The following is a 22,903-nucleotide window of genomic DNA, read 5'->3' on the forward strand; positions in this document are numbered from 1 at the left end:
TGCGGCAATTCCCCTCGTGACAATCGGCGCGACAAACGCCGATGTCACCAGCAACAGCGCTGTAGATGATGGTGCCGCAGACCAGGGAATGGACTGCACCTGACTGACAGTCAGGCATGCCCCGGTCATCGCAGTGCTGCTTGCACTTGATGCTTCAACCCCGCCTGGCAGACCGCTTGCTGCAGGACGCTGATATCAAAGACCAGGGCATCCTGGGACGCTGTCTGATCAGTTGGCCAGAGCGTCTGGTTGGACAACGACTGTACAAAGCCATCGACCTGACCCGAGATCCAAAGGTGCACCTATACCAGCAGCGCATTGCCGCGCTCATGCAGAAGCCTTGGTCACGGCATACAGATGGTGGCCTCACACCTGCGGTCATAGAGTTGAGCCCACGCGCCCGTGATGCATGGATTGCCATTCACGACACAATTGAATGCGAGTCAGGGGAGTTCGGCGAGCTGGTCAACGTCCAAGCTGCAGCGAGCAAAGCCGCCGCGAACGTACTACGCATGGCTGGTGTGATGGCGGTGGTTGAGGAATCGACTGTATTGGAAGACATGCACATTCAGCGCGCCTCCACGCTGATGGATTACTACCTGGCCGAGAGCCAACGCCTGACTGAACAGGAACCACTGAATAAGCTTCGCGCAGAGGCTGATTGCCTGCTGCGCTGGTTGATAAAGAAGAACTGGCCACCGTTTCGCCTCCGCGATCTCACGCGCAACGGCCCTCGCTTTGCCCGTAAAAGCACGCGGCACACTTTCGAGTTATTGCTGCAGCTGGTTGTCCATAACTGGCTGGACAATGACGGGGACATATTCGAGGTGCGCCATGTTCCGCCTCAATGAGGCCGTGCGCCGCTATCGGGCGCAACATTGCTCGCCGACCGAGTTACGGCGTGTCGCCGCCACTGCCACCACTTTGTCGCCACATGCCAATCCAGATGCGGCGGGGGTTGTCGCCAGTGTCGCCGCTGTCGCCGCTCCAACATCTGAGTCAATCGACCTCGCTCGGCTCATCGAGCAGTTGCAAGAAGACGGGGCCTTGCTGCAACACAGCGAAAACGCTCTTCTCATCCGCCCAGCACACTGGGGACAGTTGGACAGCGTCAGCGCCCACTGGAAAGCCCTGCTGCTGTACCTACAAACCAACGATCAAGGTGAAGACAATGGCGCTGGTCGGTCGGCGTGATGGTCGCAACTTTGGCTATGGTCGCCAATTGAGCTATGCCGGTCGGCAGGCACTAGGGAACATGTTCGCCGGCGGCCACTTCGCCACGGTCAAAGCGCATAGCGATCGCTGGCAAGCATTCGTAGACTGGTGCCGGTCAGAGGGCGGCCCCGGTTACAACGACGCGCGCCAAATTGATCAACAGACGCTCCAGGACTACGTTGCATACCTGCGTCAGCAGATCCAGCAAGGGGAATTATGCATCGCTACCGCGCAAAATCGCCTGAGCAGCGTCAACCGCACCCTTGCCGCGCTGCGCGGTGATCAGGAAGTGAGAGTCATCAGCCCGAGCCAGGCATTAAGGCATTAGGGCAGTAGCGCTCCAACGTACGCTCCCAAGCTCCAGCTGGCCAAGACCATCAACAGGTACAGCGCGTGCTGCAGGTATTGCGTGAACAGCAGTACGAGCGAGTGGCCGCGATTGCTCTGTTGGCCCGAGCAACCGGCATGCGCCTGCGCGAAGCGATCCTAGCGGACCTGCCACGCTTGCACCATGAGGCCAAGCACTTGGGTCGTATCAATATCCAAGACGGCACCAAAGGCGGCCGCTCTGGGGCATCAGCGCCGCGGTGGATTGCTGACAACAATGAGGTAAACGAGGCAATCCTTTTCGCAAGAAATGCATCACCGAGGGGCAGCCGTAACCTGCTGGCCCCAGAAGAAAGCTACGCCGCGTTCCTGCAAATGACGGTGCGCCCCGCCCGCAAAACTCTGCATAGGCACAAGCTAAAGGGGTTTCATGAATTGCGCGCCGCCTACGCTTGCAAACGCTACGATTTCACAGGCTATGCAGCCCCAGTCAATGGCGGCCACTGCTATCGAATCGACCCCAACCTTGATCAACAGGCACGCCTACAAATCAGTCTTGAGCTCGGACATAACCGGCTCGATGTGGTTTCGGCCTACATCGGTGGCCGGTCATGAGCAAATCCTTTGATATGACGTTGTTCTTGATCGGCGTTCAGTGCGGCTCGAAGAGCACGCAGCAAAGGCACCTCCGACAAGCTCAAATCATGAAAGCGGCGATCCAAGAGCGCTGGCAACGAAACACCCCTTGGACTTGGCAGCGAAAGCATATGCGCTGGTTTTTGACTCACTTTCTGAAGGATCACTCAAGCGCAAGCCAGTACTACTAAAAACTCACCGCTTTACTAATCAGTAAGCGGCTAGGGACTGCGCGGTTGCTGACAGATCGATCAAATGGCAAGCGCTCCTGCCGTCGACGGCCGTAGAAGTCACGATCACCCTGTCCAGTCGGCGCCAACATTACCTACAGCGAGGCCTCACTGAGGCAGCGGACAACTCCTTCACTTGTAGGGCCTCATGTAGATCAGACAAGCGCCCCCCGCCTTGCTTGATCTCGCACTCCCACACAACCTTGACCGTCCAGCCTTTGGCCTCCAGCGCCTGTACATTTTCGAGGTCTCTCTCAACGTTCCTTGAAAATTTTGCCGCCCAGAATTCGCTCCGAGTCTTAGGTGTAGTAGCGTATTGACATCCGACATGTCGATGCCAAAAACATCCGTGTACAAATATACAGGTCCGGAGCTTGGGCATTACAATGTCAGGCTTGCCAGGGAGGTCCTTGCGGTGCAGGCGAAAACGATAGCCCAAAGCATGAAGGAAACGGCGCAATGCGAGCTCAGGCTGTGTATTTTTGCCGGTTATCGCAGCCATCATCCGAGATCTGGTCGCTTTATCTACAACATCCACTTTCGTTTACCTTTGGCAGATGTAGCTCATGAATTGTAACAACCCTTTACAGGTCGTGGATCTCTTCGCTGGCCCTGGCGGCCTTGGTGAAGGTTTCTCTTCACTCAATGAGGGCAGAAGCTTTGATGTATTAGTCTCAGCAGAAATGGACCCGTTCGCTCGATCTACGCTAAGACTCCGTGCATTTTATCGAGCGCTGAAAAAAAACAATCCAGCAGCCCTTGACGACTACTATTACTACTGCGAGACGGGTGGGGCATCACAACCTTGGACTTCGAACAGCGCCAAAGAATGGCAGCATGCCGATAAAGAGGCCCGCCAAATTAAACTAGGGAGTGCGGAGGGGAATGCCGAGCTAGACCGCATCCTAGAAGCGAGACTAGATACCAGTAAACCTTGGGTATTGATTGGTGGCCCCCCTTGCCAAGCTTACTCAATAGTTGGACGAGCACGCAACAAGGGAAATGCAGAATACAAAGCGGAAGATGACCACCGCCACTTCCTCTACCGGGAGTATCTTCGAATAATTCAGAGCAAGCGCCCTGCAGTATTTGTAATGGAAAATGTCAAAGGGATTCTTTCCTCGAAAGTTAGCGGCACTCAAATATTCCCACAAATACTCCAAGACTTAGCTGACCCTGATGCCGCATTAGGTATCAACGGCGGATGTGGTACGAAATATAAAATCTGCTCCTTGGTCTCTGATGACATATACGAATCAGGAATGTCGCCAGATTCAATTGACTTTAGCAACTTTGTAATACGTGCTGAAGAATATGGCATTCCACAAGGTCGCCACCGGGTCATTTTGATCGGTGTTTCACAAGATTACATTGGTGAGGTAAACGAGCACAAGCTTGAAACTGCCGAACCAGTTACAGTTGGAGACGTAATCGGAAACCTTCCGCCTCTACGAAGTACGCTGTCGAGGGGAAGCGACACTCCAGACAAGTGGTGCAGCGAAGTTTTAAATCACTTGGACACATTATATGCAGACCTAATTTCCTCTGGAAAGCAGGATCCAAACTTAGAGATGAACCTTAAAATCTTCCGAGATTCATTTTCGGGAGGCCGGTTGAATAATGGCGGATTGAGAGTAAGAAAGACAAACTCTTGGAGTGGCAAAACAAAATCGGGCGATTTGGATTCGTGGTTTACAGACGACAGGTTAAACGTCTGGCTCAACCATGAAGCTCGAAGCCACATGAGTGCAGATCTCAAGCGATATGTATATGCCTCCGTCTTCGCACAGGCTCACCATGTCTCTCCAAAGGGCCATCAAGAATTCAATCTTCCCGGATTGGCTCCTGACCATAAAAACTGGGAAAGCGGTAAATTTAGCGATCGTTTTAGAGTACAACTTAACAACCAGTACTCCTCAACGATAACAAGCCATATATCGAAAGATGGCCATTACTTCATCCATTATGACCCTAATCAATGTCGCAGCCTGACTGTTAGGGAAGCAGCTAGATTGCAAACTTTCCCAGATAATTATTTTTTCTTAGGCAATCGCACGCAGCAATACCATCAAGTTGGGAATGCCGTCCCACCTCTTCTTGCAAGTAAAATTGCCAAACTAGTAGAGCGTATAATTAAGGGCGGGGCTATAAGTCCGGAGCATACTGGAGTAGTGGATTCGATGATCATCTAAGTGATGACTAGGCAGGTCCAAAGCAGTGGAGGCTGGAAATGAGGCTTGCATCATAACCAGTTTTATGCGACGAATAGTGGCCAATAGATGTCACGCCCTGCCGTCTGCGGATTATGCCCCACGGTAGAGGGACTGTAGGAAATCAACGCGAGCCCTTGGGGGGTAGGAATGTTGTTGGAGAGAGTCTTGGTTACCTTTTGTACTAGGAGACTGGTGCTATGATAGAGGTTCAGCACCCTCCCCACGCAGCGTCACTGCTCGAATCAATGAGGTCAATTGGCTACACCTTGGATTCGGCGTTGGCGGACTTAATTGATAATAGTATTTCCGCCCATGCCAAAGAGATCTACATCGAGTTCCGCCCTACTGACAACCCTTACATCGCGATAATAGATGACGGAAAAGGAATGTCGCATGAGGTATTGCAGAGCGCAATGCGACACGGCAGCAAAAACCCTCTTTTAGAGAGGGGGGAAGACGATATGGGTCGGTATGGCTTAGGTCTCAAGACAGCCTCCATATCACAATGTCGCCGGATGACTGTCATTTCCAAACAAGATGATGATATCAACGCATTTTGTTGGGATCTCGATGTCGTTATCGAAAAAGGCGCCTGGGTCATGCTTCAGCTTGAACTTTCAGACTGCCAAGCCTTACCTCACTTCAGCCAGCTAGAAAGTAAAAAATCTGGAACGATGGTACTGTGGCAAGAACTCGACAAATTGCTTGTTGGGGAAGCAGATCCAGAAAACGCATTGGGAACAAAAATGCTTGCGGCCCGCGAGCATCTATCACTTGTTTTCCATCGCTTCCTAACAAAAGAAGGGAGCAAGCCAAAAATATCAATGGCTCTCAACGGTTCTGCAATTGTTCCGTTTGACCCTTTCTTGGCCAATCATAAAGCTACTCAGCCTCTGGACGAGGAGAAGTTTTCCGTCGAAGGTAAAAGGGTCGTAGTCAAACCTTTTATTTTGCCGCATATGAGCAAACTTAGTAGCAATGATGTACAGCTAATCGGCGGGAGCGAAGGCTTTCGAAGCCAGCAGGGATTCTATATATATAGAAATAGACGACTGATAATTTGGGGAACTTGGTTTCGCCTAGCAAGAAAAGACGAGCTAAGTAAGCTTGCGCGAGTACGGGTGGATATCCCCAACACACTTGATCACCTTTGGACTTTAGATATAAAAAAATCGGCCGCTCATCCGCCTGAGTTGGTTCGGCAAAACTTAAAGCGCACAGTGGACAGAATCAGATCCGTCAGCGGCAGAACGATCGCTTTTAAGGGTCGCAAAATCTCTGACTCTGATGTCGCCCCTGGCTGGAACGAAGTTCTCGATAGATCAGGTGTTAGATTCGATGTAAATCGAAACCACCCACTAATTTCAGAGTTCTCAAAATCTCTTGACAAGGAAGGAAGAGCACGACTCAATCTAGTTCTAGGGGTTATTGAGAGTTCATTCCCTGCGGACGCCTTGTACAACCGTATGGCAAGCGACGTCCGACCTGATTTCGCAAGTGACAGTGCGGTCGAAAATATCAACGATATGATTTCGACAATTATAGTAAATATGCCAGCAGATTCGCCGGCTAGAAGGCAACTGCTAATGTCGCTTCATTTAATAGAACCATTTAATCTATATCCAGAACTGACAAAGAAAATTGTTGAGGAATATAACTCGTGAGTGAGACGTCAAGGATGGTACTGTCAGCGAATGCTCGTCGACTGGAATTGGGAGTTATCACAGCCCTAACAGCTGATGGAGTTCCAACCGAAGGGGCCATCTTTGACTTGGCGTCCACTCTAAGGAGTATACCGCCCTACACTGTCACGGACGACGAGTTCGAAGTAGTTATTAAGAAGCTTCATGAAGCGCTCACAGTTGACATGGGATTGGGGGACTGTGTTTATGATGAACACAATCCTTGGCTGAGAGCTAAAAAAGCTGCAATCGAACCATTTTATTGGAGTCGCTACCAAACCGATCTTTTGAAGCAGGGTTGGGGACCCAAAGTTGTTAACTCGCTAGATAAGGTAACGGATGAGATCCTAGATTTGATGGGAGATCCATCAGGTCGCACAGGATGGCCGCGCCGAGGTTTAGTAATGGGCGACGTGCAGTCGGGGAAAACCTCTAACTATACAGGTTTGATTTGCAAGGCGGCAGATGCGGGGTACAAATTAGTAATTCTGTTGACAGGGACGCTAGAAAGTTTGAGAAGACAAACTCAGGAACGTTTAGACTCTGGGTTTGTAGGCTTGGATAGCTCGGGCGTCGTAAACAACCGAAAGCGCCATCGCAAAGAAATTGGCGTTGGATTAATCAATGGTGCACGCTCAGCGGGTGTCTTTACGTCTACAGTAGTAGATTTCCGGGCGGCAATGGTAAACCAACTTGGATTTAGGTTAAACGACTACAGAGAGCCTGTTCTTCTTGTAGTCAAAAAAAACAAGCGAATCCTCGAAAACCTGGTGGAGTGGCTGGTTAATTATAATGCTGGCTCCGGCGGAAACATAGACATCCCCCTTCTGCTTATTGATGACGAGGCGGACAATGCCTCTATCAATACAAACCCCAAAAAGGCAACTGCTATAAATGCGGGGATCCGTGGACTGCTGAAAGTTTTCCCGAGATCCAGTTATGTAGGGTTTACTGCAACTCCGTTTGCCAACGTATTTATCAACCCTGAAACAACGAATAATGTCGAGGGTGACGATCTATTCCCTCGCGATTTTATTTACACATTAGACGCGCCTACAAATTATGTTGGGGCAAGCCGGATTTTTGGCGAAAACTCCGACCTAAAGTGCTTAAATGTTATCGATGATGCCGAGGAGTGCTTTCCGCGCGGACAGGCCTCTGACAGCGTGGTGGAGAGCGTCCCGTCATCGCTTAAAGATGCGATCACATGCTTCTTCTTAGTTAACACGCTAATGGACATTCGTGCTGGGATGCCAAAGCATAGATCCATGCTAGTAAACGTTAGTCACTTCACCTTGATACAAAATCAAGTCCGAGACATCCTCGATCATGAAGTCCGACTGATGCAGGGAGACATTCGAAATTACGCTTCCCTACCTTTCGATGAAGCCATACGTAATAGTTCCATTGAATCTCTATACAACGCATTTCAGAGAAACTTCTCCACCCTAGAAATAACGTGGCAGCAGGTTCAAGCCCAACTTTCAGCTTCTACGATGCCGATTCAGACTACTGCAGTAAACCAAAAAAGCGGGCCGGCCAGCTTAGATTATACTGCCTACAAGGAACACGGCTTGAGGGTAGTAGCAGTTGGTGGCAACAGCCTAGCGCGTGGTTTGACGCTCGAAGGGTTGTGTATTAGTTACTTCTACAGAACAACTCAAATGTATGATGCTTTACTTCAAATGGGAAGGTGGTTCGGCTATCGATCCGGTTACGAAGATCTATGTAAAATCTGGATGACTGAAGAAACAGCAGATTGGTATGCACATATTTCAGAGGCAACTGACGAGCTTCGTAACGAAGTGCGTCGAATGCAGAACTCTCGCCTCAAACCAATCGATTTTGGGCTTCGCGTGAGATCTCACCCTGAGTCTTTACTCATTACCGCCAGAAACAAAATGAGGGACTCAGATGAAATCGTCCAGATAATATCTATTACTGAAGAAAGCTTGGAGTCGCCCCGTTTACTAAAAGACCCCTCGATAGTTTCCTCAAACTACAAGGAGGCGCAGAGCTTTATACGATCAGTAACAACCAGTCCTGATTCTAAAAAGATAGAAGATGGCGCCTTCCCCGTATGGCGGTCCGTACCGAAGCAACTGGTCGTAAAATTCCTGAAGGCCTTCATCAATCATCCTCTTAGCGTAAAGCTGCAAACATCTAGCCTGGCTGATTTTATTGAAAAATCCACCGACCATAAGCTTGATTTTTGGGATGTAGCTTTACCCACGGGCAGCGGCAGCTCGATAAAATTCGCAGAAGAGTTAGAGGTAAAAAGAAGGGTCCGCAAGATATCTATTGATGACAATATAAAAGCCTTGCTTGTTAACGGGACTAAACTGCGGGTGGGATCAGCGGCCGATGAGAAGGCAGGATTGTCAAAGCCTGAAATCGAGGCAGCAGAGATTAGGTATAGAAGCGAAGCCAAAAAGAGTATCCAAACAATTCCGGGCAAAGCATACACTGCCGTTAGGCAGGCACCGCTATTGCTAATCCACTTGATTGAGCCCAGAAACGAAGAGGGAAAAGAAAGTAAGTTTCAACTGCCGTCCGATTGCGAAGCGCTTGTAGCCATAGGCCTAAGCTTTCCATCCCTTGATATCAGCAGTCATCGTGTAGCTTATCGTATTAACCTTGTCGAACTCCGAAATATGTTGTCCGGGGATAGCTCCTCAATTGATGACAACGATGATGAGGAAGACGATGATGACGAATAAAATCAAACTTATTTGGGACACAGTGAAAGCAGAAGCGGTCGGATCAGGATTTCGCAGGGTTGACGTGGAGCACATCCTTGATTTCTACGCAGGTGTGGATTCATTGGGTCGATTCACTCTATTGTTGATTACGCAAGAAAATCCCGGCGTCGACTTAGAACTCCAATCAGTGAAAATACACACTGTACTCCGGGAAGATGGCCGATGGTCTCTACTATTCATTTTGGAAAAACCAGATCTTTTTGAGCTATTTCGATTGTTCTGTGAAGATTTGATTGCATCTTCACGCCAATGCTCGGATAAGTCTAATGGCCTTCCGTTTGTTTTAGCGCGTCTTGTTAGCTGGCGCCTGCTGTTCGAAAGAGGCAACCTAGAAACCTTGAACGAATCTCAAGTCCGGGGGTTGAGCGGCGAACTCCTCCACCTCAAATCACTTATTGAGATGATCAGCGCGCCTGCAGCTATTCAGAGCTGGAAGGGGCCTGATCGGGCTGATCAAGATTTCCAATTTGAGAAGCTGGCTTGGGAAGTAAAAACTGTCTGGCCATCAGTAAACGAGGTGACGATTGCATCTGAAAGACAGCTCGATTATACCTACCGCGAATTGCAGCTTGTTGTTGTTCAGCTGGGAAGCGGAGCAGAAAGCACAGCTAATGGCTTTACGCTGAATCAGCTGGTTGACGATATCCGAAAATCACTTAAGTCAGACTTCGAAACTTACTCAGCCTTTGAAAACTGCCTATTGAGATGTGGGTACTCCACACACCCGGAATATGACAACCAAGTGATGATATTGTATAGCACCTCCCGTTATAAAGTAGTTACTGGCTTTCCTTGCATCCGACCGCAAGATTTGTCGCCAGGTCTTAGTAGTGTAAAATATAAGCTAAACCTTAATAACTGCACAGCCTTTCAAATCTAGCGCACGGGTCAGTTCATATGGATCTTGATACTTTCCATAAAGATTTTATAGAGGCCGTTCGCTCAAAAGCGGAGTCTTCACGCGACTTTATCCGCACTGCTTTTGTAGAGGACTGCGGAGATAGACTCATAGAGGCTGAAGAGCTTCTATCCTTTGAAGTTTGTAGATTTGAAGGTGTTAACGAAAAACGCAAAAAGCTGCGCATCGACGGCTACGCATTTGATGAAGCAGACAATTCAATGGCGCTACTAGTCGCTGATTTCTTCAATGAAGATGAAGTTACCTCATTCGTTACTTCCGATGTCAAGGCTGCAATTGGTGATTTGCGAGCCTTCCTAGAGGAAGCATTGGACGGGAATTTGACTGACGGCAGCGTGGACGAAAGCCAACCAGGCCATGGTTTTGCATGTGACCTAATGGATTGGCATTCAAAGATAACTAAATATCGCTTCTATTTCGTCAGCGACGCCATGCTGAAAACTCGCCAAAAAGGCTGGCCTGAAGAGCAAGTGAGAGGAACCCCAGTCGAGTTTCATATCTGGGATATCGGAAGATTCCATTCAGCTTATATATCAGCTACAGGACGGGATGATCTTGTGGTTGATTTCTCCTCAATTGGAAGCAGTGGACTGAAATGTCTTGCTGCAGCCGAGTCCCATGGGGACTATAGCGCCTATCTCTGTATGATTCCTGGGGACACCTTGGCAGACATTTACGACATGTACGGCAGCAGATTGCTTGAAGGGAACGTTCGAACCTTTCTCAGCACTAAAGGGAAAGTTAACGCAGCTATTCAAAACACTATACGCAATCAGCCTGAGATGTTCTTCGCCTTCAACAATGGAATTGCAGCTACTGCTGAAAATATCGAACTTGAAGAAGATGCGGGCGGGGTGCGCATTCGAAGCGCCGTTAACCTGCAAATCGTGAATGGTGGACAAACCACTGCATCATTAGCGTTTGCGAAGAGAGGCGGTGCTGCCCGCAAAGAATGCTTGGAGCTCTCGAAAGTTATGGTGCAAATGAAGCTTTCGGTTTTGCCTCCAGAAAAAGCAGGTGAGTTAACGCCAGAAATCGCACGTTACGCGAATAGCCAAAACAAGGTAAGCGACGCAGACTTTTTCTCCAACCATCCGTTCCACATTCGACTTCAAGAGTTTTCCCGTAGGTTGTTTACCTCATCAAGCGGCGGTGCTCAGTATGGTACACACTGGTTCTATGAGAGAGCTCGCGGCCAATATCTAAATGAGCAAGCAAAACTATCGACTGCCCAAAAAAATCATTTCTTAATGCAAAACCCAAAAAGTCAGCTCTTCACAAAGACTGATGTTGCAAAATATGAGAACAGCTGGCGGGAGCAGCCTCATAGAGTAAGCATGGGTGCTCAAAAAAACTTCATATTCTTCGCCGACACCATCTCCAAGTCATGGACATCGGATGGCAAGATCTATAATGAAGAATATTTCCGCAAGATAGTTGCTTTAGCTATAATCTTCAAAAAAACAGAAGCCTTGGTCAGTCAGCAGCCGTGGTACCAAGGAGGGTACCGAGCGAACATTGTCACGTACTCAATCGCTAAGCTGCACAACTTAATATCTGAAGATGCACTTGGCAAACAGCTTAATTTTAGGACCATCTGGGACTCACAAGCTGTCCCACAATCGCTATGCGAACAATTGTCCATAATTTCAGAAAAAGTCTTCCATGTGCTAACCGATCCTGATAGGCCTAAAGACAACGTTACCGAATGGGCAAAAATGCAGGCGTGTTGGGAGCAGGTGAAGGATACAAAAATAAGCTTAGTTTCAAACGCCGATGATTTCCTCCAAGAAGTACGCCAATCTGTCGAGGAAGGTAAAAAATCCAAATCGACACAAAAGACTGATGACAGCATTCAAGTTCAGATCATGGTCGTTGACTTACCTGGCGCTGAATGGACTCGACTATTAAACTGGGGAGTTAAAAAAGAAAAGCTTTCTCCTCGACAGATAAACCTATTAAAAATCGCCGCACAAATACCACACAAGCTCCCTACAGAACGCCAATGCATCGAAATTTGGAAGCTACGTGGAGAACTAATTGAAGATGGCTATCTTGCCCTTTAAATAAAGAAAAAGGTAAAAGTGGAGAGCTACTGCTTTTACCTTTTTATCTAAGCCCGCTTAAATCCATATATATCTGAAAATATGTGCTGCTATTTTTTGATGACCACGTAGTTTTATCCCCCCTAAGATGGCCGAAGCCACACTGGAGGGCACCGTTCGTGTACCGGGCCATAGGGGACGCGCAGTCGCATCGTGCATGAAGTAGGTAAATCCGATGAGGCAATTCACTAGCATTCAAGATTAATTAGCGTGCTTCGCATCATTTCCATACAGCTGGAATAAATTTGACTCAGCGGTTAATCGAGTAGGAAAGCTATACCCTCGGCATTCCAATCAGTATTCCAGCACAAAATGATCACTGGAAATAGTATTTTTAATCAATATCTTACCCGCTCCGTTCAACTTACCCCGGCCCAATTCGAAGCATCGGCGGAACCCGACCAGTGCGGTTTTTGTTGTTTCTAGGGTTTGGAAAGCCCGATAGGAAGGACCTTCGGAATTTTCCTTCAAGCTATCGCGCCATTGATGAACTGGCGCAACCCGCGCCACAACGTTAATTTCCTTGAGTCGCTGCTCATCAGCGACCGGCTTTGACAGGCCGAAAAGTGTAACCTTTCACCCCCCTTGATAAGACGGCATGCTTGACGCATTCCGCCTAGTTCATGGCGGCTGTGCGTGGGGCATCTTCGGGTGCGCCGGGTTCCTACACTTCCGGTCTGTCAACCCGCGTACAGCTGCCTCCCATTCCTGATTGACAGCAGAGGGCGGTAGCTCCTTAAACAGTGTGGGAGCTTCATCATGAAAAAAATCACCCCCAATCCCCCCTCCGCAACCCTCTTCACAATCGCTCCGGATATCACCTCCGAAACCCTGCTGATCCAAGCCAGCGAAACCCTCGCGTCACTCAACGCCATGACCACCGATCTGGCCTTCGAACTCGACGGCGCCCACCGTCACAAGCTGCTGGCCACCCAGCAACTGATCGTGCTGGGCGAGCTGTTGGTCGAGCGCGTGCTGGTCCTCACTCAAGACACACAAACATTCCAGTAACAAAAAGGCCGAGACGCGTTCAGCGACTCGGCCTTTTGCTGTCCGTCTGGAATCCGCCCGCACTTCCCATTACCCTGACCGCCTCTATCAGACAACCGGAAGTCCGATACCCGTGCTGAAGCCCCTCGCTGTTCTCACCCTCGCCTGCGCCCCAGTGCTCGCAAACGCCGCCGGCCTCGCCGGCGTCTGGACGGGCACCTTGGGCAAATCCGCGATCACTGTCTGTTTCAACGGCGCCCACGGCGCCAATGGCAGTTACTACTACCAACGTATTCTCACGCCCATTCAGCTGACTCAGGCCAATGCCAGTGAGCCGTGGGTGGAAGAAGGGCAAACCGGCTTCTGGCAGTTGGACGACCCGCAAGACGATTCGCTGACTGGTACCTGGAGCAAAGCCCTGGGTGGTAAAAGCCTGTTGTTGGTGTTGAAACGCGCGGACGCCGACGGGTGCGCGAGCGACACCTACAACCTTCCTCTCGAAGCCGCGCCGCCTGCGGTAAAGGTCGAGAAGAAGACCTTCGCCGAGCATGCCTATCAAGTGAAGACCCAAGGTGGGCAGGTCATCCTGAAACTTGAAGGCGACGGGGAAGCGATCGATAAGATCAACCGCGACCTCGCGCGCATGGCCATCAATCCAGAGGGCCAGACGGACTTCTACCGGGAGCGACGCAACTCACTGGACCAGAATGGCGGCACCACGACCAGCGAGATCACGGTGGAGCCGTCGTACTGGTCAGCGCACTGGATCACTGTGCGTTTCTATCGCTGGTCGGCGGGCTACGGGCGCGGTGGTATCAGTTGGGGCCTGCACAGCTGGAACCTGCAAACCGGCGAAAAGGTCGATCCGTGGACGTGGCTGGGAGGCCGCGAGCAATGGGACACCCCCTACTCGGGCCAAGTCAAACTGCCCGCCCACTTCAGCGCGTGGCTGGCCAAACAGACCACCACCGACGAAGGGTGCCCGGCGGTGACCAGCTATTCCACGTTCGATTTGAGCTTCAACACCCAGGGCCTGCAACTCTCGACACCCGCCCAAGGCGACGGCTGTGACAACGAGCTGAGCTTTACCTGGGAGCAACTGGAGCCGGTGCTGTCGGCGCAAGGCAAGGCCGCAGTCCCCAGTTTGAAGGCCCCGTGAGGGTCTGGGTGCACTTTAAAAAAATCCGACACTCGTTCACGAAATATTCAGAAACGCCGACGGATACTAGCCAATTGCAATGACCGTTCCCCCGGACGGTCCTCCTGCCTTGGTAGCCAGAATCCATGACGCGTCCCGCTCCTTTGCTGTTGCTGCTTGCTGGTCTGTTGTTCTTCTTTGCCTTGGGCAACCATGAGTTGCAAGGCTCCACCGAAGCCCGTGTCGCCGGGATTGCCATGGCCATGCACCTGGACAACAACTGGGTGGTGCCGCAGTTGTTTCGCGAGCCCTTCCTGGAAAAACCGCCGCTGAGCCTGTGGATCGACGCCGGGGCGATTCGCCTGTTTGGCGGGACTACCTGGGCGGTGCGCCTGGCCTCGGCCTTTGCCGGGTTGTTCAGCGTGATGCTGCTCTACGGCATGCTGCGCACGTTCGGGCGGCCGAAGACGCTGGCGTTCAGTGCCGCCTTGATCCTCGCGACCATGGCCAGTTACTGGGGCAATGTGCGCGGCGTGGGTGAGGACTCGCTACTGACCCTGGGCGTCACCACCGCGCTGCTGGCGTTCTATCAGGCGATGCGGCCCGAATCCGAGCGTCAAGGCGGCAACGCCTGGCCCTGGGCCCTGTTTACCGTGGGGATGGTCATCGCCACCTTGAGCAAGGGCGTGCTGGGCCTGGCGATGCCGGGTATCGTGATCTTCGTGTACCTGGCCTGCACCAGCCTGATGGACAAACGCCTGCGCATAGGTGACTGGCTCAAGCCGGCCTTCTTCACTTTGCTGGCGCTGATACCGCTGATGATCTGGCTGGGCTTCCTGTTCCAGCGCGGCGGCATGCAGGCGGTGGGAGAAGTGTTGTGGACCAACAGCGTCGGGCGCTTCAGCGGCTCGTTTGTCGAGGCGGGGCACTACGAGCCGATCTACTACTACATCGCGAAGCTGCCCGAGGCGTTCCTGCCCTGGAACATCCTGGTGTACCTGGGCCTGTGGCATTTCCGTAAAAGCCTGGTGCGCAACCGTTACCGCCTGTTCTTCAGCGTGTGGCTGGTGGCGCAGTTCACCCTGCTGACCTTCGCGTCGAGCAAACGCACGGTGTACTTGATGGCGCTCACGCCAGCCGCCGCCGTATTGGCGGCAGAATATGCCCGGGTGCTGCTGGAATGGCTCAAGACCCACAAACCGGGGTTGTATAAACACCACACCAGGCTGGTGGGCGGCGTGTTCACCCTGGCGGTCGCCTGCTACCTGATAGCCGCCTTCTGGTTCGCGCCCAAAGCCGACGTGCGCCAGTCGTTCGTGCCGCTGATCAGTCAGATCCAGGCACTGCAAGCCGAAGGCAAGGAGGTGGTGTTGTTTCAGCCCAATGAGCGGATTGCCGGCGCCAGCGTGTTCTACACCCAGGCCTATCTGCCGATCCTGCAGACCGAAGCCGAGCTTCAGCGCTTTTTGACCGCCAGGCCCGGCAACGTTGCGCTGCTGGACCACACCAACGATTTAACCACCAAGGTCACGGTCATCAAGGAGATGGCGATCAACCGCCAGCCTTACTACTTCATCGAGCAGTAAGGCCGGCGCGGGGCATCAGTGCTTGGTGACCTTGTCCAGGTAACCCATGGCAAACGCCGAGACCACGAAGGTCATGTGGATGATCACGTACCACATCAGGTGTTGCGGATCGACGTTCTTGGCGTCCATGAAGATGCGCAGCAGGTGGATCGAGGAAATCGCCACGATGGACGCCGCGACTTTCATCTTCAGCGACGAAGAGTCCATGGTGCCCAGCCAGTTGAGCTTTTCCTTGTTATCGTCGATGTCCAGCTGCGAGACGAAGTTCTCGTAGCCGGAAATCATCACCATCACCAGCAAGCCACCGACCAGGGCCATGTCGATCAACGACAGCAGCACCAGGATCAGCTCGGACTCCGCCATCGAGAACACACTCGGCAGCAAGTGAATCACTTCCTGGAAAAATTTCAGCGCCAGCGCCAGCAACCCGAGGGACAAGCCGAAATAGATCGGCGCCAGCAGCCAGCGCGAGGCGTACATAGCATTTTCGATAAAGCGTTCCATTGGATCTCACACAGCTTGGCTAAAAATGGCGGCGAGTATACCAGCCGCTACCAAACACCTGTAACCGCGAGAAAACTGACCTGTGCGGCATCTGTAAGAGAATTTTTCTGCTAGTGTCGAGCCCATCAACTCGGCTCCATGACGTCGGACAGGAAGAATTCAGATGATGGATGTGCGATCCCCTTTGGCCAGTCTCGGCCTGTGCGCGGCATTGCTGCTGGCCAGCGGCTGCTCCCCCAGCGATGAGCAGAAGCAGACCACCCTCGAAGAGAAAACCGCAAAATTCGAACACTCCCTCGACAGCATCCAGGATCCCAAACTGCGCGACGCCATCGCCGACCTCGGCGGCTCGCTGCTGTTGCTGGAACGGGCGCGGGTCAAACTCGCAACCAAGCCCATCGAAGCCGAATACGGCGAAGACAGCCTGGCCCTGCTCAAGCATTACCCCACGCCCCAGGCGCTGGTGGACACCTACATAAATGGCCTGTTCGTGCTGCGCAAGGCCTCGCACTCCGACTACCTGACGGATCTGCAGCCGGTCTTCCCGTTCAACTTCAACACCCCCGAGCAATTCCCTTTTCCCCATGGCCTGGAGTGGCAGTCGGTCACCTTGAGCAACAACAAGGTCGTGCCGTTTCAGCCCGAATGGTCGGAAACCGATCCAGGCATCCAGCTGAGCCCCAGCAGCTCCAACCTGACCAACCCGGATGACCTGACGGTGACCTACCCGTTCATCGATGGCATCGAGACAGAAAACAAAAGTCAGCCGCAGCCGGTCCGCCTCAAAGGTACGGTGGAAGTGGTTGCGCCGGGCAAAGTGCTGACGTTCGACCTGTCGAAAAAGGACGTGGGCCACAAGCGCACCGAAGGCAATATCACGGTCAACCTGGTGCTTCTGGAAAAAAACTACGCCGAGATCGAGCTGACCAACAGCCAACCGCTGGCGCCGGAAGTCGGCGACGAGTCGCCCAACCCCCTGCTGGTGCAGGCACGCGACAGCACCGGGCAATTCCTCACACGCTCCGGTTCAATCAACGAAAGCGCCGCGCAAGTCGAGTTCTACGAGAAGCAACTGGCCGAGATGCAAAAGCAGAAGGCCTGGTCGGATGCGTTTGAAAAACAGCTGACCGATGAGCAGAAAGCCTTCGAACACAAGCAGACCAGCCATTACGCCAAGGTGTATTTCAACGGCCTGATCGACAACCTGCAGATCAACGTGCTGGATTTCTCCACGGCCACGCTCACTCGCAAGGACCTCGACCTGCCGGTTCAGCGCTTCGACAAGAACAGCCTGGAAAAGACCGTCCAAGCCTTGCCCATGCCGGTCACCGTGTATGACGACGGTGCCGCCAGCTGGCTCAAGGACGCGACCATGACCGAGGATCAACTGAAAAACAGCGTCACCATCAGCCAGTCCGTCGAAGACGCCAGCGCCGCACATATCGTGTTCGACCATCCGTTCACGTTCAATGACGACCTGGTCGGCAGCGAGCGCAACAGCAGCGAATCACCGGTAACTTTCTTCACCGCTGACGACAAAGGTGAACGCGGCGAGCCGATCGAGTTGCCCACCGAAGCGTTTGAACTGAACCCGGCGCGCGGCACCCTCACCTACGACCTCAACCTGTTCCCGGAAAACCCGGCGTACGTGGTGGGCTCGATTCCGCTGTTTTTGGCCACCATCCAAAAGGCTGAGATTGACGTCGCCAAGCTGCCCAAGGGGCTGTCGCTCAAGGACAACGCGCTGATTGTCGACCAGAAGGAATTCCCCGCCGACAGCTGGCGCTTCTACGCCAAGGACGCGAGCGGCAACTACCTCAAGGAAATTCTCGGCGTGAGCCACCGCGCCGAGGAATACGGCACGGCGATGTTTGATGTGCATTACTTTTACGGCCAGCCCACTGCGCTGGAAAGCTACCAGCGCACCGACCTGAGCACCGTGCAGTACGGCTTTGAGGTCAAGTTGGACAAGCCCGAAAGCAAGTAACCCGGCTAGAGCGCCAGGCGCTCGTGCCCACCGTTGAGTTGCCGCAGATGGGCCTGCAGGTGCAGGCACCAGATCTGCGGGTCATCCGCCAGTTCATAGCCGTGCAGGGTCAGGCTTTCGACGATCGATTGCAGAATGGTTTCGGCGACGAAGGGCCCATGAAACGGGCCCTGGGACTTGATGGTGGAGGGCTGCTCGCCAGTCATTCCGGCAGCAAACAGCAGGGTCCACATCCCGTTATCCCCCGCGAGAGGGCGAATGGAGCATTCGATACGGGTGACCAGGCCCAGGCATTGGCGGGTAAGGCAAAGGTTGCGCGGCATGGCGGCGACCCTCGGTAGATCGGTGTTCAACCTCAGCCGATGGCGAGGCTGTTTCTATCCAGCGACTCCTGTGGATATCCCTTGATCAGAGAATAGAATAAAACCAGTGCAAACCAAGGTTGTAGGGACCAACGGGCGTTGGGCCTCTATAGACGAGTCAAAAATGTGGCGATTTTATCGGTGTTCCAAGGCACCGTTGTTCCCATGAGGAAGCTAGTGTCGAGCTTTAGCGAGGCTGCGAAGGCGGCGGCATTGCTGGCATTTTCCGCGCCTGAGACACCGCTTTCGCAGCCTCGCTAAAGCTCGACAACTCCCACAGGGGATTGGCGGTGTCGGCCTGATTTCAATCCCCTGGGTGATCGCAATATCCGGCGCGACGCAGCCCAAGTGTGGGAGTTGTCGAGCCCCAGCGAGGCTGCGAAGGCGACGGTATTGCTGGCATTTTCCGCGCCTGGCACACCGCTTTCGCAGCCTCGCTAAAGCTCGACAGCTCCTACAGGGGGTTGGCGGTGTCGGCCTGATTTCAATCCCGGGGGTGATCGCAATATCCGACGCGACGCAGCCCAAGTGTAGGAGCTGTCGAGCCCCAGCGAGGCTGCGAAGGCGGCGGTATTGCTGGTATTTTCTGCGCCAGGCACACCGCTTTCGCAGCCTCGCTAAAGCTCGACAGCTCCTACAGGGGATTGGCAGTGCCGTCCTTATTTCAATCCCTGGGTGATCGCAATATCCGACGCGACGCAGCCCAAGTGTAGGAGCTGTCGAGCCCCGGCGAGGCTGCGAAGGCGGCGGCATTGCTGGCATTTTCTGCGCCTGAGACACCGCTTTCGCAGCCTCGCTAAAGCTCGACAGCTCCTACAGGGGGTTGGCGGTGTCGGCCTTATTTCAATCCCCAGGGTGATCGCAATATCCGGCGCGACGCAGCCCAAGTGTGGGAGATGTCGAGCCCCATCGAGGCTGCGAAGGCGGCGGCATTGCTGGCATTTTTCTTCGCCAGGCACACCGCCATCGCAGGCAAGCCAGCCCCCACATTAATCGCGCGCCAACAGGACAATCAGGTCGGTTTGGCTTCGGCCAAGGCCTGTTGCGCCAGCTCCTTCTCCGCTTCTTTCAAGTCGTCTTCACTGATCATCTCGGCAATCGCACGCAACCGCTCGACCACGCGCGCATTGACCGTACCTTCCGGGAACTGGCCTTCTGCGTCCGGCTCACCGGCGTCCTCGCCCACCAGCAGGCTCAGCGCTTCATCCGCCTGGCGCACCGCATAGATGTGGAATTGTCCATCGCGCACGGCCTGCAAGACCTTCTCGTCGAGCATCAGCGTGGCGACGTTGGCCTGGGGAATGATCGCGCCCTGTTCGCCGGTCAAACCGCGGGCTTCGCACAGGCGGAAGAAGCCTTCGATCTTCTCGTTGACCCCACCCACCGCCTGCACTTCACCGAACTGGTTGATCGAGCCGGTGATCGCAAAGCACTGCTTGAGCGGCGTCTTCGACAACGCCGAGATCAAGGTGCAGGCCTCGCCCAGCGACGCGCTGTCACCGTCCACGTAACCGTAGGACTGCTCCAGCGCAATACTCGCGGAGATTGCCAGCGGGAATTCCTGGGCATAACGGCTGCCCAGGTAACCGGTGAGGATCATCACGCCCTTGGAGTGGATCGGCTGCCCGAGGTTGACCTCGCGCTCGATGTCGACAATGCCGCTGCCGCCCGGGTACACCGTGGCGGAAATCCGCGCCGGCACACCGAATGCCGAATCCCCCACTTCCAGGACCGTCAGCCCGTTGCACTTGCCGACCGCCGCGCCAGCGGTGTCGATCAGGATCACCCCGGCGAGCATGTCGTCGAGAATCCGCGCCGACACACGTCCCGTTCGCGTGGCCTTGGCCTTGAGCGCACGTTCGATGTGGCCGGCATCCGTCATCTCGTCGCCGGCCAGGTGTCGGATAAAGTCCGCCTCGCTGACCAACTGGAACAAGTCGCCAATACGCGCCGACAAGCGCCCCTGGTGTTCCGCCAGTCGGGCGCTGTAGGTGGCCAGGCGCGCAACCGCGTCGGAGGTCAGCGGCGCCATGCCCTCTTCCGAGGTGCGGGTCTTGAGCAACTGGGCAAACTGCTCCAGGCTCTCGTCGACCATCGGGATGTCTTCGTCGAAATCCACCAGTACCCGGAACATCTCCTGGAAGTCCGGATCGGCGTCCTGCAGCGCGTAGTACAGCTGGCGCGAACCGATGATGATCACCTTGACCTGCAACGGGATCATTTGCGGGTTGAGGGTCACGGTGGCCAGGCGCCCCAGCTCGCCCAGCGGCGATTCCATCTTCAGCTTGCGCGACTGCAGCGAACGCTTGAGGGCGTCCCATACAAACGGCTCGCCGAGCATTTTCTCGGCTTCCAGGATCAGGAAGCCGCCGTTGGCCCGATGCAAGGCGCCCGGGCGCAGCTGGCGATAAGTCGTGTACAGCGCGCCCTGGTCGGTGCTGTATTCGATACGGCCGAACAGGTTGTCGTAAGTCGGGTGCGGCTCGAATACCACCGGCGCGCCGCCGTTGACCGGATGGCCGACCACCAGGCTTGGGCAGTACTGCTCTTCCAGCAGTTTGCGCGCCTGGGCGTCAGTCTTCGCGTCGTCGACCAACTGCTCGACCACGGTTTTGAGCAGGTACACCTGCATGGCTTGCAGGTAACCACAGACCGCGGCGTTTTCCGCGTACTTTTCCGACAGCGGTGCGAGCAAAGGCTGCAGCGCCAGGGTGATGGTTTCTTCGTTGAACTGGCGCAGCTGGTTATTGGACTCGCGCTTCCACTGCGGCAGGCTCGCGAGTTCTTCGTTGAGGCGCTCCTCCAGCTCGGAAATATCCGTGTGGAAGCGCTCGCGATCGGCTTCCGGCAACTGCGAAAACTCCGCCTCGTCCAGCGCCTTGCCGTCGAGCATCGGGGTAAACGCGATGTTGGTGCTGTCACGGTACAGCGCCACGTCCTTTTCCAGGGCCAGGCGCTCGATCACGTCCAGGGCCTTGTCGTAGCGCTGGTTGAAGGCACGGTCGATGGCGCTTTTGCGCTGTTGATAAGTCGGGTGCTCGAACACCGCCGGGAAGGTCGCGACCAGGTTATCCACCAGGCCATTGATATCGGCGATGAACGCCGCCGCCGCGCCGCCTGGCAATTCCAGGGCACGCGGTTCGCGCGGCTCATCGAAATTATTCACGTAGACCCAGTCCGCCGGGGTCTGCAGGCGCTTGCCTTCGGCTTTCAGGTAGCGTTTGACGAACGAAAAGCGGCCGGTGCCCGGCTCGCCCATGACAAACACGTTGTAACCGGGGCGTGGCATGGCCACACCGAACTGCAAGGCTTCAACCGCACGTTCCTGGCCAAGCACACCGCGAAAGGGCTCCAAATCATTGGTGGTCGAGAAGCTGAACTGTTCAGCGGAGAAAGGGCGAGTCAGCGCTTCGGGCGCTAGACGCAAGCTGGCAGCAACAGGATCAGGCATCGGGCTTCCTTACATCAAGCGGGGCAGATAACGGCATTCTGGCTCCCGGTTACGCGCTATGGCAAGGCGCGCCTGTGGGAAAGCATAGACGCGGGATGCGTCCTACAAAAAAATCGCGACAACGCTGATTGTTTTATAAAAACACACGGAACCCTTGGAACGTGCCTAAACTCCAAACTGCGCGGGTTGGACTAATAACCGATCCCTAGGGCGCTACGAAGTGCCTGAACCCTTGTCCATTGGTTTGCACACAAAGAGAACAAAGCTATGAAACGGATCCTTCTTGGTACTCTCTTCACCGTTGTCTCCCTCAATGCCATGGCTGAAGCACCAGGTGGCCCGAACTGCGGTTGGGGCAACATGTTGTTTGAAGGCCAGCGCGGTACTCCAGCGCACTTCCTGGCTTCCACCACCAACGGTACCTCCGGTAACGCCACCTTCGGCATGACCTCGGGCACCAACGGTTGCAGCACCAACAGCGCCCTGACCTACGGCGGCAAATCGTGGATTGCCATGAATGGCATGATGAACGAGCTGTCCGAAGACATGGCCAAAGGCAATGGCGAAGCACTGACCACCTACGCGGTGGTACTGGGCGTTGCACCGGAAGATCGCGAGCACTTCGCGGCCGTTACCCATGAGCACTTCCAGCAGATCTTCAGCAAAGCTGACGTGACCGCTGACGACGTGCACAACAACACCCTGGCTGTACTGAAAAGCGATGCCCGTCTGGCGAAATACGCAACCCAGGCTTAAGCTCGACCCGCCCGCGCCTCTCGAGGCGCGGGTTTTAATT

At 54.0% G+C, this 22,903-nt stretch carries 16 protein-coding genes and 2 pseudogenes; 14 read left to right on the plus strand and 4 right to left on the minus strand.

What is annotated here, in order from left to right:
- Nucleotides 1-140: 140 nt before the first annotated feature.
- The 4 genes and pseudogenes from QMX97_RS05355 to QMX97_RS05370 form a co-directional block, all read left to right on the plus strand.
- Nucleotides 141-851 (plus strand): annotated as a pseudogene (locus tag QMX97_RS05355) (DUF3987 domain-containing protein); the annotation flags it as partial.
- Nucleotides 835-1,194 (plus strand): hypothetical protein, encoded by a 360-nt coding sequence (locus QMX97_RS05360; protein ID WP_282396327.1) that lies wholly within the window; start codon nt 835-837, stop codon nt 1,192-1,194. The pseudogene QMX97_RS05355 and the gene QMX97_RS05360, both read left to right, overlap by 17 nt.
- A pseudogene (locus QMX97_RS05365) lies at nt 1,172-2,157 on the plus strand (integrase domain-containing protein). Before QMX97_RS05360 ends, QMX97_RS05365 begins: the two are co-directional and overlap by 23 nt.
- The gene (locus QMX97_RS05370; RefSeq protein ID WP_282396331.1) at nt 2,154-2,369 is read left to right on the plus strand and encodes a hypothetical protein; all 216 of its coding nucleotides are present in this window, start codon (nt 2,154-2,156) and stop codon (nt 2,367-2,369) included. Before QMX97_RS05365 ends, QMX97_RS05370 begins: the two are co-directional and overlap by 4 nt.
- Nucleotides 2,370-2,499: 130 nt before the next feature.
- Here QMX97_RS05370 and vsr read toward each other — a convergent pair whose 3' ends face one another.
- Nucleotides 2,500-2,946 carry a DNA mismatch endonuclease Vsr gene (vsr, locus tag QMX97_RS05375; RefSeq protein ID WP_282396332.1) on the minus strand — a complete coding sequence of 149 codons (447 nt, stop codon included), beginning with the start codon at nt 2,944-2,946 and terminating at the stop codon, nt 2,500-2,502.
- Between the two features lie 28 nt (nt 2,947-2,974).
- On the opposite strand from vsr, the gene QMX97_RS05380 reads away from it, so the two are divergent.
- The 8 genes from QMX97_RS05380 (at nt 2,975) to QMX97_RS05415 (ending at nt 15,803) form a co-directional block, all read left to right on the plus strand.
- Entirely contained in the window at nt 2,975-4,600 is a 1,626-nt protein-coding gene (locus QMX97_RS05380; RefSeq protein ID WP_282396334.1) for a DNA cytosine methyltransferase, read from the plus strand.
- A gap of 218 nt (nt 4,601-4,818) precedes the next feature.
- A complete protein-coding gene (locus QMX97_RS05385; RefSeq protein WP_282396335.1) occupies nt 4,819-6,285 on the plus strand; it encodes an ATP-binding protein in 1,467 nt (488 codons plus the stop codon).
- Nucleotides 6,282-9,023, plus strand: coding sequence for a Z1 domain-containing protein (locus tag QMX97_RS05390; RefSeq protein WP_282396336.1), 2,742 nt, complete (start codon nt 6,282-6,284; stop codon nt 9,021-9,023). Before QMX97_RS05385 ends, QMX97_RS05390 begins: the two co-directional genes overlap by 4 nt.
- The gene (locus tag QMX97_RS05395; protein WP_282396337.1) at nt 9,013-9,945 is read left to right on the plus strand and encodes a PD-(D/E)XK motif protein; all 933 of its coding nucleotides are present in this window, start codon (nt 9,013-9,015) and stop codon (nt 9,943-9,945) included. The genes QMX97_RS05390 and QMX97_RS05395 overlap by 11 nt, the downstream gene beginning before the upstream one ends.
- Nucleotides 9,946-9,962: 17 nt before the next feature.
- The gene (locus QMX97_RS05400) at nt 9,963-12,050 is read left to right on the plus strand and encodes an AIPR family protein (RefSeq protein ID WP_282396338.1); all 2,088 of its coding nucleotides are present in this window, start codon (nt 9,963-9,965) and stop codon (nt 12,048-12,050) included.
- A gap of 798 nt (nt 12,051-12,848) precedes the next feature.
- The gene (locus QMX97_RS05405; RefSeq protein WP_262135328.1) at nt 12,849-13,100 is read left to right on the plus strand and encodes a DUF6124 family protein; all 252 of its coding nucleotides are present in this window, start codon (nt 12,849-12,851) and stop codon (nt 13,098-13,100) included.
- A 112-nt stretch (nt 13,101-13,212) separates the two neighbouring features.
- Nucleotides 13,213-14,238, plus strand: a complete 1,026-nt coding sequence (locus QMX97_RS05410) for a hypothetical protein (RefSeq protein WP_282396339.1) — start codon at nt 13,213-13,215, stop codon at nt 14,236-14,238.
- A gap of 125 nt (nt 14,239-14,363) precedes the next feature.
- Nucleotides 14,364-15,803 (plus strand): phospholipid carrier-dependent glycosyltransferase, encoded by a 1,440-nt coding sequence (locus QMX97_RS05415; RefSeq protein ID WP_282396340.1) that lies wholly within the window; start codon nt 14,364-14,366, stop codon nt 15,801-15,803.
- Between the two features lie 15 nt (nt 15,804-15,818).
- Here the strand turns inward: QMX97_RS05415 and QMX97_RS05420 are convergent, their stop codons facing one another.
- On the minus strand, nt 15,819-16,307 hold the full coding sequence (locus tag QMX97_RS05420) for a TIGR00645 family protein (RefSeq protein ID WP_010206662.1): 489 nt from the start codon (nt 16,305-16,307) through the stop codon (nt 15,819-15,821).
- Between the two features lie 163 nt (nt 16,308-16,470).
- Between QMX97_RS05420 and QMX97_RS05425 the strand changes: the two genes are divergently transcribed.
- The gene (locus QMX97_RS05425; protein ID WP_106802590.1) at nt 16,471-18,294 is read left to right on the plus strand and encodes a hypothetical protein; all 1,824 of its coding nucleotides are present in this window, start codon (nt 16,471-16,473) and stop codon (nt 18,292-18,294) included.
- Between the two features lie 5 nt (nt 18,295-18,299).
- On the opposite strand, the gene QMX97_RS05430 is transcribed toward QMX97_RS05425, so the two are convergent.
- The gene (locus QMX97_RS05430; protein ID WP_262135332.1) at nt 18,300-18,617 is read right to left on the minus strand and encodes a hypothetical protein; all 318 of its coding nucleotides are present in this window, start codon (nt 18,615-18,617) and stop codon (nt 18,300-18,302) included.
- Between the two features lie 1,051 nt (nt 18,618-19,668).
- Nucleotides 19,669-22,107: an ATP-binding protein gene (locus QMX97_RS05435; protein ID WP_065910214.1), complete on the minus strand. Its 2,439-nt coding sequence runs from the start codon at nt 22,105-22,107 to the stop codon at nt 19,669-19,671.
- Between the two features lie 267 nt (nt 22,108-22,374).
- Between QMX97_RS05435 and QMX97_RS05440 the strand changes: the two genes are divergently transcribed.
- Nucleotides 22,375-22,863: a DUF3015 domain-containing protein gene (locus tag QMX97_RS05440; protein WP_016973832.1), complete on the plus strand. Its 489-nt coding sequence runs from the start codon at nt 22,375-22,377 to the stop codon at nt 22,861-22,863.
- Nucleotides 22,864-22,903: the final 40 nt, after the last annotated feature.

This window comes from Pseudomonas sp. PS01298, from assembly GCF_029959745.1.
In the GTDB taxonomy this organism is placed as follows: domain Bacteria; phylum Pseudomonadota; class Gammaproteobacteria; order Pseudomonadales; family Pseudomonadaceae; genus Aquipseudomonas; species Aquipseudomonas aylmerensis.